This is a genomic window from Mesorhizobium sp. (assembly GCF_004963255.1).
Lineage (GTDB): Bacteria > Pseudomonadota > Alphaproteobacteria > Rhizobiales > Rhizobiaceae > Mesorhizobium.
Map to the genome: position 1 here is coordinate 115490 of NZ_SUGA01000003.1, position 11520 is coordinate 127009.

Genomic DNA, 11520 nt, shown 5'->3' on the forward strand with positions numbered 1-11520 from the left:
CGAAGGAACGCACACCCTGGTAGGCTGGGAGGCTTACTTCGGATAATCCGGCTTGAACGTGCTCGGGTTGTACCCCGCCGGCAAGCCATTGCTCGGCGACAGGTCGCCCGGGTCACTCATGCTGACATGGTCGAGAAGATGCCGGTCGCCCTTGACCGAAACCGTGTCGGCTCCGGGCGAGGTCACCACATTGAAACTGACCTCGACCTTCTCGGGAACCGGGATGCCCTTCATGACGTCGAGCACGGTCTCGATCCCGGTGATGCCCATCGAGGTCGGATAGTCGATGCCGACCATCTTGATGTTGTGCTGCGAGGCCAGCTGATACATCAAGGCGATGTCGCCGCCGGTCATCGGCGGAATTTCGCCGTCCTTGTAGCCGGCCGCGAGGAAAGCCTGGATCGCGCCGGAGCCCTGCAGCGCGCTGTCGGCCAGGACGCCATTGATCTCCTTGCCGTGCTTCTGGATGAGTGCGGCCATAACCGATTTGCCGGTCGCGGGATTCCAGTCGCAATATTGCTTCTCCAGCACCTTGATGCCGGGGAACTTCCCGAACACCTCCTCATTCGCCTTGATGCGGATTTCGGCGACGCTCGAGCCGGCGATGCCGGGCAGCATGACGATGTTGCCCTTTCCGCCGAGCGTCTCGCACAGCCACAGGGCTTCGAGGCGACCGAGCGCCCAGTCCGAGGCGGTGATGTAGGTGATGTAGTTGCTTGCCGTCTTCACCTTGCGGTCGACCATGATGACGGGAATGCCCTGCTCCATGGCGCGGCCGACGACGGAGTCCAACGCGTCTTCCGTCGCGGCGGCGATCAGCAAGACGTCGACGCCCTGGCTGATCAGGTCCTGGATGTCGGCGATCTGCTTGGAGGGATCGTCATTGGCGTCGGTCGCCAGAAGATGCGCAATCTCGTCGCGATGCTGGCCGGCCGCCCAGAACACGCCGTGCTGGAAGGCCACGCGCCAGGCATTGGATATCGAGGCGTTGGAGAAGCCGATCGTATAAGGCCCCTCCTTCTTCCACTTCGAAGTGTCGACCATCGCGTTGGCGTTCGGATTCCAGATCCAGGTCCGCGGCACGCCGTAATAGCCCGGCTTGGTTTCCTCTGCCGCGGCGGGGGCCGTCGCGCCGAGCCCCAGGGTCGAGACCGCCCCGGCGGCCGCCAAAGCGGCAGGCGCTTTGCGGATGAAGCTCGCTCGAGATATTTTTTGATCCAAGATGCCCTTTATAGTCATATTTTCCTCCTCCTAGGCACCTTTTCGGATGCCGATTGTTCCTACCCCAAGTAAAAACTCGATAATTTATTGTATATTTCGCAACTTATTCCGAAAAAATACAGAGCGCCCAGCGACAGCCGATTGCCCAAGCCTCCCAACGCTTCGAATTAGCGGACGCATCGCCGCGAAGGTCAATCACCTGAGTTGTAATAGCTGCTATTACGATTTTCTCGATTGGGCGCGGCAATGGTTGCGATCTAATAGGCCGCAGGTACCGGGAGGCTGAGATACGCCCGGGGAGGATCGACGCTTGAAAATTCTCGTTGTGCTACGAATGATTCCGGATTCCGCGGGCGAGCTCGAACTGACGAGCGACGGACGCGGCATCGACCGCGAATGGCTGGATTTCCAGCTCAACGATTTCGACGACCATGCGCTGGAGGAGGCGATCCTGCTGAAGGAAGCCGCTGGCGCGACGGTCGTGGCCGTCGCCATCGGCGAGGGCAGCAACCGCGTGCTGCAAATGGCGGTTGCCCGCGGCGCGGACGAGGCGATCGCGCTCGAAGCTGAAGGCGATGGCATGATCGACTCGCGCGCGATTGCCGGTTCGATCGTCGCGCTCGCCCGCTCGAAGGCCGCCGATCTCGTCCTGTGCGGCGTCCAGTCGACCGAGGATCTGTTCGGCCAGCTCGTGCCCTATGCCGGCGCCCTGCTCAGCTGGCCGCATGTCTCCGGGTCGAGCAGGCTCGGCGCGGACGGCTCGGCCCTACGCGTGACGCAGGAGCGCGGCGGCGGCATCGCCGCGACCTACGAGATTGCGCTGCCGGCAGTGATCGGCGTGCAGACCGCCTCCAAGGCGCCGCGCTATGTTTCGGGCAGCAAGCTGCGAGAGGCGTCGAAGACAGCCATAGGCAAGGCGCCGTCCGAACCTGCCGGGTTCGAACGATCGGCCGAGATCGTCGCACTGAGATTGCCTGGACAGCGCGGCACCGGTGAAAATCTGGGAGACAATCCCGAAAATGTCGCCGAAAGGCTGGCCAATATCCTGGCGGCCAAAGGCTTTGCGGGGGTTTGAGCGATGCGGATTGTCGCCTGCACGGAAGGCTCGTTCGGCAAGCTCGAGCCCCTTTCGCTGGAAATGATCACAGCCGCGCGCGCGGCCGGCACGGCCGGCGACGAGGTTGTGGCGTTCTTCGCCGGCCAGGATCCGGAGCCCGCGATCGCGAGCCTAGGCGTAGCGGATAGGCTCATCGCGGCGAGCGCCGGCAACTCCCAGCTTATCGCCGCCGATCCCTACGCGCGGCTGCTGGCAGATGCCGTTGCAGCCGAAGAGCCCGGCCTGGTGCTGGTGCCTTATTCCGCCAATGGGCTCGACGTCGCGGGTGATCTCGCGGCGCGCACCGGTTGGCCGCTGGTCTCCTATGTCAACGAGATTATCCGCGATGATGACCGGCTGACCGTTGTCGCGCAGGTCTATGGCGGCAAGATCCTCGCCGAATGCAGCGTGCCCCTGCCGGCCATTTTGATGATCAATCCCGGCGCCTTCGCCGAGGCGGAACGGCGCGACGTCGATGCATCCAAGGTGCAACATCGCGACGCCGCGGCCATCGTGGCCGAAGGCAAGGTCCGCCTCATCGGCGTCGATGTTCCCAGCTATGACAGCGTCGATCTTACGACGGCCGAGCGGATCGTCTGCGTCGGCCGCGGCATCGGCGACGAGGCCAGCATCGACATAGCGCGCGGGCTCGCGGATATCCTTGGCGCGGAGATCGCCGGCAGCCGTCCGGTGGTGGATAGCGGCTGGCTGCCCAAGGCGCGGCAGGTCGGCAAGTCTGGCCAGAAGGTCAAACCGAAGCTCTATCTGGCGCTCGGCGTTTCCGGCGCCCCGGAGCATCTCGAAGGCATGTCGAAGTCCGATCTCATCATCGCCGTGAACACCGACCCCAAGGCGCCGATCTTCAACGTCGCGCATTTCGGCGCGACCTGCGACCTGTTCGATCTCGTTGCCAATCTGAGCGAGCGGCTGCAGGCGGCGTCCAGCCGCTGATGACGAGCGAAACGCCAGTACTATGGATCGTCACGCTGGCGGCCGTCGCGCTGACGGCTTGGCGCTCCCGCCGCTACATTGCCGCGCTGGCGCAGGCGCCGGGCGCAAGCCGCTTCGATCAGCCCTGGCGCCGCCTTGAAGGCGTCGCCATCGCGATCGGCCTACATCGCAAGATGCTGCGCAAGCCGCTGTCGGGAATCCTGCACGCGCTGATCTTCGTTTCGTTCTTTGTGCTGTTCACCGTGACGATCGAGGCGTTCGGCTCACGCTTGTTCCCCGGCTTTTCTCTGGCGCCGATCGGCGGCGACAGCTGGATCGCCTTGCTCCAGGATTTGTTCGCGGTGCTGATGCTGGCGGGCCTCGGGCTGGCCGTCTACCAGCGCTACGTGCTCAAGCCGGCGCGGTTCAGGGGATCGAGCGGATCGGACGCTGCGATCATCTATGTGCTCATCCTGCTCATCGTCTCATCCCTGCTGGTCGAGGCCGGAGCGCGGATCGTCGGCGGCGCCGACGGATCATGGCGACCGGTCGCGTCGCTAATCGCCGATCTGCTTCGCGCCTTGAGCGTTCCGGCCCGTCCGACAGAGCGGATCGCTTATTGGATCCATATCGGCGCCATCCTCGCCTTCCTGATCTATATTCCGGGCTCGAAGCACCGGCACATGTTCCTGGCCGCGCCGAACATCTATTTTCGCAACCTCGAACCGGTGGGGACCGCGCCCGCCGTGCCTCCCGAACGCGAGACTCCGGGCGTGGCTTCGCTCGCCCAGTTCGACTGGAAGCAGCAGCTCGACCTATTGTCCTGCACCGAATGCGGGCGCTGCCAAGCGGTCTGCCCGGCCTATGCCTCGGGCCTGCCTCTCAGCCCCAAGATGCTTATCACCGATATGCGCGACGCGCTGGCGAACGACGCGTCAACTCCTCTGGTCGGCGGCGTGATCGCCGAAGAGACGCTCTGGGCCTGCACGACCTGCCGCGCCTGCATAGAGGCCTGTCCGGTCGAGATCGAGCATCTGCCCAAGATCATCGACATGCGGCGCCATCTTGTCGACGAAGGCCGTGTCAGCCCCATGCTCCAGGACGCGCTGACCAACCTCACGCGTCTAGGGAACTCGATGGGCAAACCGTCCAAGATGCGCGCGCGCTGGACCAAGGAGCTCGGCTTCCCGGTCAAGGACGCGCGCAGTGAACCGGTCGACGTCTTGTGGTTCGTGGGTGACTACGCATCCTACGACCCGCGCGTCCAGGACGTGACTCGCAAGGTCGCCGAACTCTTCACGGCAGCCGGTGTCGATTTCGGCATTCTCTTCGATGCCGAGCGCAACAGCGGCAACGACGTGAGGCGCGCCGGCGAGGAAGGCCTGTTCGAAACGCTTGCCCAATCCAACATCGACGCGATCCGCGCCTGCACCTTCAACCGCATCGTCACCACGGATCCGCACAGCCTCAACGCGCTGAAGAACGACTACCGCCATTTTGGCGGCGCGTTCGAGGTGCTTCACTACACGGCGCTGCTTGCCGAACTGGTGGCGGCGGGCAGGCTTGATATCGCCCCGGCCGACGGGGCCACAGTGACCTATCACGATCCCTGCTATCTCGGCCGCTACAATGGCGGCTTCGATGCGCCCCGCGACCTGATCAGGGCAGCAGGCTATACACTGCACGACATGGCGCGCTGCCGCGAGAATTCCTTCTGCTGCGGTGCCGGCGGCGGCCGCATCTGGCAGAGCGACGACGGCGTCAAGGAACGCCCCAGCGAAAACCGCATCCGCGAGGCGCTCGGCCTGGGCGTCGGGACCTTCGTCGTCGCCTGTCCCAAGGACAAGGTCATGTACACCGCCGCCACCGACGCGCTTGGCGTGGCAAGCAGTTTGAGGATCCTCGACGTGGCCGAATTGATCAACCTGCGCGAGGCACCTAGTGCCTGATGGTTTTCTGGTTTGATGGCGGAGCCGGCATTCCGGCACCGCTCAATGCCGGAAACGGGAAGTGCCACGTAGTCGGGATGAACTTTGGGCAAGTCTGCTAGCTGTGTGGCTCACAACGTCCGCTTTCAGGCTGCAGGGACTGCGCCTAACATCAGTAGCAGGCGCAAAGCGGTCATCCGTGGCTGTGTAACAAACCGGGTAACCAGCGATAACAAAATTCCAATAATTACAATGGTTTAAGCAGGAATTCGAATCCCACTCTCTCCGCCAGCAAACTTCCTAATAGATCGATGATCCCATACAGTCAGATCATTCATGAAGTGCTTCCAGATCGAAGCGACCTTAATCTGCGTAACAGACTGCCAAGAATCCGCTTTAGTCCGCCATGGCATTGCGAAACGTCGAGGTGGTCAGCGTCCCGTTTGGGACCTGAGAACGCTATCGCTGGTTGCGTATCTAAGAAAACCCACCGAGTGGTTTCTGTTCCATTGGGTGCAACTGAATCAACAATGGAACAATTCCTGGCCGGTCGGAATTGTTGGTCGGTTTCAACAGAGGGCCAGCCAATGTCCATCATTGAGAGCATCACCGGCATTTTCTCGTCGAAGAAAGAACCGAAAAAGGCGCGTAAAAGAAAAGCTGCGCCGAAGAGTGACGCTCCGAAAAGAGCGTCTGCTGGATCGTCAGCCGCCAAGAAGACTGGTGCCGCTCCGGCGATGTCGGCCCACTCGAAAGACGCTGCCTCAAAGGGCAAGTCGGGGCAGCCCAAGGCGCCAGCCAAAAAGAAGGCAGCCCATTGACCGAAAGAACCCGCAGAAGCGAGGTTTGTTAAGCGTTCCGCACCACGCTGCTTGTGCAACACCAACGGTAGCGCTTTCTATCCGGTGCCGGTCTTCGATCGCGGGTCTCGCCAATTCATTCCCTGCAACGATATTCCGTGCCGGACGCGGAACCAATTCCACGCGCCAAAGTTAGGAAGCGCTTACGGGGACTTTGCTATGCTCCTTGCCGTGGACGATGCGATCTCGTCGGCTGTTTTGGCCGGCAGAGGGAGGGATGCGGAAATCTTTGGTGTCATTGATCTCACCACCAAAACCGAAGCCAGGTTCAGCACCCTCAGCTTGGGACATGCTATCCAGTTTGTCGCTAACGCGTCAGTGCTGGGCTACGATGTTCGCGGTGCGATGGTCCTCTACGGATTGCAGGGAAAGCCGAGCCTGAGAAAATGGGACTGCGACCGGCTATGGGCACAATACGGCGGCGCCTTGCTCCAACCATAAGATGCCGATTCACTTTGTCTAAAGGCCGAGTTCCTCCCGGCTCCGTGCTGATAGCCGCCGCTCGTAGTCCACCGGGCCACTGAACAACATCCGAGCCTCACCGCGTCCGACATCCCTGCCAAGTCTGAAGGCAGCATACACCGCACCGAGGGCGATCAGAAATCTAAGCATGTACTCGTTCTCCGGTTTTGAGGGGGAGGAACCGCCAACCATCCCGGCTGGTTCCGGCGTGCCTGAAAAGGGAAACCCGCGCCCCTCGGCAAGGACGCGGGCCGGTGTTTCCACCATTCTGCGACCGCTTGAGGGGGACAGTCGCAGACCTTCCCAACATGGCAACCTGCAGCTTGTTCCGAGTTGCAACAAGAAAACCCGCCAACCAACGTGAGGCCCGGGCTCATGTCGCATCACGCACGCAGTCACATGCAGTGGCAAATCCTCACGAGGAAAAAAGCGCCCACTCCATAAGGGATGAAGAGAAGACCGAGGGCAATCCAATAACCCGGCTGCGCCATTGCCGCGAAGTCTGAAAGAAGCTGTTTCATCGCCACCGAACGAAAGGTGATCATCATTGTTCCAAGAGGCAGCGGTCCGAGGAGCATTTCGCCTGCGCTTTTTGCGGGCAAGGGAACATGTTCTTGAACTTTCAGTTCGAGATACGATCAAGAAGCAGTGGAGATGTTTGGTGGCTCCTCTAACGCCAGAGCAGGTAATGGCAGCCAGGGCCTTGTTGAACTGGCCCCGGGTACGGCTTGGGGCAAAATGCGATTTGAGCGAAGCAAGCATTCGCGAATTCGAGCGCGGGGGCCGGATGCCCTCGGCGGAAAAACTGCTTGCCATGCGCCAGGTATTGCAGGCCGCCGGCGTCGCGTTCTTTGGACAGGACAGCTCCGGCAAGCCTGTCGTTCGATTGCACGCTTCGAAGGCTCCGCACGTCACCAATCTCGCCGAAGGCGAAGCCGGGATAATCGGCAACAGCGAAATGTGACCAAGGTCAAGGAAGCTGCGCCAGTTCTTTGCGTGACAAGCTGCGGTCGTTCGGCAGAAGGGGCGCAGGCGGACTGCCCAGATGACGCGACAATGCCTCGACTGTTGGGGCATAGCGTTCCCTGAGCGATGCCAGTCGTCCCAAGCCATGCGGCTTTGGCGTTCCGTAGCCTGCCCTGGCCGCACGTTCCAGGACCTGCTGCAGGACCTCTCTATCGGTTGTCGGGCGGTCGATGTCGAGCCGAAGCAACTTGCTCAGCTCGTCTGCAAGGTGGGTGCCTTCCTCACGCAGCAGGATAGCCTTGCCGCGCAGTCTGGGCTCATCGATCGCCTCGATGACGGCAGCAAGGTCCAACAACGCGGCGAGAGTGGCAGGCCACCCCGCACCCGTTTCCAGGGATCGGAAATAGATCAGGAACGGGTGCGATGCATGGCTCTGCAGGACCTCGGCGCACCAGTCCCTGCCCTTTACGAGCACCTGCTCCAGCTCATCCTTGCAACCGAGTGAAGCATAGCGTTCCAGCAGCGCGACCGCGGATGGCGGATCGCCTGACGCGGTGGTGATCTTCAGGATGCCGGAGTCGCGCCTGCCGATGCTGGTCTGCACCTGAAGCAGGTAGGTGACGGCCATCGTCATAACGGACAGGCCGCAGAATCCCGCCGCGATGTTGACCCAACGGGAAGGACCGGTGGCGTCCGTCTCGCTAAGGCCGACAGTGACCAGGCTGCTTCCCGCGACGAATACCGCCTGGGAGAAAGTCGGGACCGCGGGCCGGTACCAACCGCTCAGCGCAGCCACCATCAGCCCGAAACCGAAAATGAGAAGCAGCATCCAGCCGGTGAAGGACGCTACAAGCACGAAAGGCGCGAACGCCGCCGGAATGGCAGCGCCGGGCCTGCGCGTATGGCGCAGTCCGAACAAGCCGGCGAACACCATCCGGCTTGCAAGACGCAGGGACGCCCGGCTCTCGCCGGGCACAACGACGGTGTCAAAGACATCGCGAAGCGTGAACCAGACCACGAGGGTTCCGACGACGAATTGCACGATATCGACGAGCATCTCCTGTAACGGCCAGATCGGACTTGCGTTCAGAAATACTAGTCTCTCACTGGACCGGACTCGCGGGAAAGCGGAAGCTCTCCGAGTCGCCGATCACTCGTCTCAGCCCCGGAGCCGGCAAGATCGCAACCGGCGACAGTTACAAACAGGCGTGCGTATCAAACAGCCATGATGGGACGAAGCGATCTGCTGCGGCCTCGGCTCCATCCGATTCCCCCCGGTCTGGCCGCCCAGGCCAGCCAACCTCACCAGCTGCAAACCTCCCCATGTTCGAGGAACAAAGCAGCCGATTGCCAGTTCGGTCTACATCAACAAGCGTTTTCTGATCATGGCTCGTCGTCAGCTTACGTCACTAGCTCTTGGGTTCCTTGTCTTGGCGTTTGGCTCGATGCAGCAAGGCACTGCTCGGGCCCAGGCGCCCTGCCCGGCCGATCACGACAAGCTGCTCTCGGCCTTGAAGGCCAATGTCAAGGCGAGCGGCGGCCCCGCGAATGGCGGCTTCGAGACCAATGAATGGGCCGCGATCGTAGCTCGCGACGGCACCGTCTGCGCGGTCGCCTTCAGTGGACCCACGGTTGATGCGCAGTGGCCGGGCAGCCGGCTGATCGCGGCCGAGAAAGCGAACACGGCCAATGGGCTTAGCCTGGCGAACATGGCGCTTTCGACAGCCAACCTCTATGCCGGGGTGCAGCCCGGCGGGCCGCTGTTCGGCCTGCAGGCGACCAACCCAGTCAACGAAGCAGCGGCTTACGCGGGCGACCCCAAGACGTTTGGCAGCGCCAGTGACCCGCTGATCGGCAAGCCGATCGGAGGCGTCGTCGTGTTTGGCGGGGGCCTGGCTCTGTACGACGGCAAAACAATTGTCGGCGGCCTCGGTGTCAGCGGCGATTCCTCCTGCGCCGATCACAATATCGCCTGGCGCGTGCGCGCAGCCCTCGGCTTCGACAAGGTCCCGGCGGGCGTCAATCCCAACCGAAAGGACGCCATCATTTACGATCTCGATCCCGGCGGGAAAAGCGCCTCCGGCTGGGGGCATCCGCTTTGCGCCGGCCACGAGGCCGACATTGCAGCGGAAATCGGTTCCGGCGTCGGAGGTTCGACGCCCAAATGAAGCAAGCACACCCAGTACGATCCAAGGATCACGCCTCACTGGCCGGCTACCCGTCGGCACTCCGAAGATATTCTCCAAGCATCCTTACGACCCTGCTGCTGGCCTGCGCTACGTTGCTGATGGCCGCTTCACAGCCTCCGCCAGCACCTGCGATCTCTCCGCCTGCCGCGGCCGCGCCGCCCGATAACGGGCAATGGACGATGCCGGCCAAGAACTACGCCTCGACGCGCTTTAGCGAGCTCACGGAAATCAACGAAGGCAACGTCAAGAACCTGCAGGTCGCCTTCACCTTCTCGACCGGAGTGAACAAGGGCCAGGAAGCGGCGCCGCTGGTCGTCGGCAACACGATGTATATCGTCACGCCCTTTCCGAACATCGTCTACGCGCTCGACCTCTCCAAGCCCGGCGCGCCGATGAAATGGAAATACGAGCCCAACCCCGAGCCGGCCGCGCAAGGGGTAGCGTGCTGCGACGTCGTCAACCGTGGCGCGGCCTTCGCGGACGGGCGCATCTTCTTCAACACGCTCGACGGCCACACCATCGCACTCGATGCAACCAGCGGCCAGCCAATCTGGAACGCTCATATCGGCAACATCAATATCGGCGAGACCATCACCATGGCGCCGCTCGTGGTGAAAGGCAAAGTGCTGGTCGGCAATTCCGGCGGCGAGATGGGCGTGCGCGGCTGGGTCAAGGCGCTCGACGCCGGCGACGGCCACGTCGTCTGGACGGCTTACAATACCGGGCCCGACAAGGACGTCCTGATCGGACCCGACTTCAAGCCGCATTACGACATGGACAAGGGCAAGGACCTCGGCGTCACGACATGGCCGCCTGAGGCGTGGAAGATCGGCGGCGGCAACATGTGGGGCTGGATTTCCTACGATCCCGACCTCAACCTGATCTTCCACGGCACCGGCAATCCCGGCCCGTGGAATCCCGACCTGCGGCCCGGCGACAACAAATGGACGTCGGGAATCTTCGCGCGCGACCCCGACACCGGAGCGGCGAAATGGTTCTATCAATGGAGCCCGCACGACCTCCACGACTATGACGGCATCAATGAGCAGGTCCTGCTCGACATGAACTGGCAGGGCAAGCCGCGCAAGGTTCTGGTCCGCCCGGAACGCAACGGCTATCTCTACGTCCTTGACCGCGCCACCGGCGAGGTCCTGTCTGCAAAACCTTATGGCCCCGTCAACTCCAGCAAAGGCGTGGACCTCAAGACCGGCAGATTGACGGAAAACCCGGACAAGCTGACGGGTACCGGTAAAGTCGTCCGCGACATCTGTCCGACCGCGTCGGGCCTCAAGGACTGGCAGCCTTCGGCCTTTTCGCCGAGGACCGGCCTGCTCTACATCCCGCACAACAATCTGTGCATGGACGAAGAAGGCGTCGAGGTGAACTACATCGCCGGCACGCCCTATGTCGGAATGAACGTGCGCATGATCCCCGGGCCGGGCGGCAATCGCGGCGCCTTCACCGCCTGGGATATCGCCGCCGAGAAACCAGCCTGGAGCCTCAAGGAGAATTTCCCGGTGTGGAGCGGTGCGGTCGTGACCGCCGGCGACGTGGTTTTCTATGGGACGATGGAAGGCTGGTTCAAAGCGGTGAGCGCCAAGACCGGCGACCTGCTCTGGCAGTTCAAGACCTCGTCCGGTATCATCGGCCAACCCATCACCTATCGCGGCCCGGACGGGCACCAGTATGTCGCCATACTGTCCGGCGTCGGCGGCTGGGCGGGCGCCATCGTGTCGGGCGACCTCGACCCGCGCGATGCCACCGCCGCGCTCGGTTTCGTCAATGCGATGAAGGACCTGAAGAACGCGACCACGGCGGGAGGCACGCTTTATGTGTTCCGTCTGCCCTGATGCATTCGGCTTGATCCA

11 protein-coding genes are annotated in these 11520 nt (G+C 62.4%); 8 read left to right on the forward strand and 3 right to left on the reverse strand.

Going from position 1 to position 11520, the window contains the following annotated elements:
• Positions 1-33 precede the first annotated feature (33 nt).
• Positions 34-1239, reverse strand: coding sequence for a substrate-binding domain-containing protein (locus tag E5X34_RS05255; protein ID WP_292561974.1), 1206 nt, complete (start codon positions 1237-1239; stop codon positions 34-36).
• A 292-nt stretch (positions 1240-1531) separates the two neighbouring features.
• On the opposite strand from E5X34_RS05255, the gene E5X34_RS05260 reads away from it, so the two are divergent.
• The 5 genes from E5X34_RS05260 (at position 1532) to E5X34_RS05280 (ending at position 6476) form a co-directional block, all read left to right on the forward strand.
• Positions 1532-2296 carry a hypothetical protein gene (locus E5X34_RS05260; protein WP_292561977.1) on the forward strand — a complete coding sequence of 255 codons (765 nt, stop codon included), beginning with the start codon at positions 1532-1534 and terminating at the stop codon, positions 2294-2296.
• Positions 2297-2299: 3 nt separating this feature from the next.
• A complete protein-coding gene (locus E5X34_RS05265) occupies positions 2300-3268 on the forward strand; it encodes an electron transfer flavoprotein subunit alpha/FixB family protein (RefSeq protein ID WP_292561980.1) in 969 nt (322 codons plus the stop codon).
• Positions 3268-5196 carry a (Fe-S)-binding protein gene (locus tag E5X34_RS05270; protein ID WP_292561983.1) on the forward strand — a complete coding sequence of 643 codons (1929 nt, stop codon included), beginning with the start codon at positions 3268-3270 and terminating at the stop codon, positions 5194-5196. Before E5X34_RS05265 ends, E5X34_RS05270 begins: the two co-directional genes overlap by 1 nt.
• A gap of 566 nt (positions 5197-5762) precedes the next feature.
• Positions 5763-5996, forward strand: a complete 234-nt coding sequence (locus E5X34_RS05275) for a hypothetical protein (RefSeq protein ID WP_292561986.1) — start codon at positions 5763-5765, stop codon at positions 5994-5996.
• A 198-nt stretch (positions 5997-6194) separates the two neighbouring features.
• Complete coding sequence (locus E5X34_RS05280) at positions 6195-6476, forward strand: hypothetical protein (protein WP_127864175.1); 282 nt, start codon at positions 6195-6197, stop codon at positions 6474-6476.
• 416 nt (positions 6477-6892) lie between these two features.
• Here the strand turns inward: E5X34_RS05280 and E5X34_RS05285 are convergent, their stop codons facing one another.
• A complete protein-coding gene (locus E5X34_RS05285; RefSeq protein WP_292561991.1) occupies positions 6893-7099 on the reverse strand; it encodes a hypothetical protein in 207 nt (68 codons plus the stop codon).
• Positions 7100-7185: 86 nt separating this feature from the next.
• Here E5X34_RS05285 and E5X34_RS05290 point away from each other — a divergent pair, with 86 nt between their 5' ends.
• Positions 7186-7461, forward strand: coding sequence for a helix-turn-helix transcriptional regulator (locus tag E5X34_RS05290; protein WP_292561993.1), 276 nt, complete (start codon positions 7186-7188; stop codon positions 7459-7461).
• Between the two features lie 6 nt (positions 7462-7467).
• Here the strand turns inward: E5X34_RS05290 and E5X34_RS05295 are convergent, their stop codons facing one another.
• Positions 7468-8520 carry a hypothetical protein gene (locus tag E5X34_RS05295; RefSeq protein ID WP_292561994.1) on the reverse strand — a complete coding sequence of 351 codons (1053 nt, stop codon included), beginning with the start codon at positions 8518-8520 and terminating at the stop codon, positions 7468-7470.
• Positions 8521-8908: 388 nt separating this feature from the next.
• On the opposite strand from E5X34_RS05295, the gene E5X34_RS05300 reads away from it, so the two are divergent.
• Entirely contained in the window at positions 8909-9631 is a 723-nt protein-coding gene (locus E5X34_RS05300) for a heme-binding protein (RefSeq protein WP_292109419.1), read from the forward strand.
• Between the two features lie 119 nt (positions 9632-9750).
• The gene (locus E5X34_RS05305) at positions 9751-11502 is read left to right on the forward strand and encodes a methanol/ethanol family PQQ-dependent dehydrogenase (RefSeq protein ID WP_292561996.1); all 1752 of its coding nucleotides are present in this window, start codon (positions 9751-9753) and stop codon (positions 11500-11502) included.
• Positions 11503-11520: the final 18 nt, after the last annotated feature.

Coding starts and splice junctions, on each gene's coding strand:
- E5X34_RS05275 (WP_292561986.1), top strand. CDS start 5,763: ATGTCCATCATTGAGAGCATCACCGGCATTTTCTCGTCGAAGAAAGAA.
- E5X34_RS05305 (WP_292561996.1), top strand. CDS start 9,751: ATGGCCGCTTCACAGCCTCCGCCAGCACCTGCGATCTCTCCGCCTGCC.
- E5X34_RS05295 (WP_292561994.1), bottom strand. CDS start 8,520: ATGCTCGTCGATATCGTGCAATTCGTCGTCGGAACCCTCGTGGTCTGG.
- E5X34_RS05300 (WP_292109419.1), top strand. CDS start 8,909: ATGCAGCAAGGCACTGCTCGGGCCCAGGCGCCCTGCCCGGCCGATCAC.
- E5X34_RS05290 (WP_292561993.1), top strand. CDS start 7,186: ATGGCAGCCAGGGCCTTGTTGAACTGGCCCCGGGTACGGCTTGGGGCA.
- E5X34_RS05270 (WP_292561983.1), top strand. CDS start 3,268: ATGACGAGCGAAACGCCAGTACTATGGATCGTCACGCTGGCGGCCGTC.
- E5X34_RS05265 (WP_292561980.1), top strand. CDS start 2,300: ATGCGGATTGTCGCCTGCACGGAAGGCTCGTTCGGCAAGCTCGAGCCC.
- E5X34_RS05280 (WP_127864175.1), top strand. CDS start 6,195: ATGCTCCTTGCCGTGGACGATGCGATCTCGTCGGCTGTTTTGGCCGGC.
- E5X34_RS05255 (WP_292561974.1), bottom strand. CDS start 1,239: ATGACTATAAAGGGCATCTTGGATCAAAAAATATCTCGAGCGAGCTTC.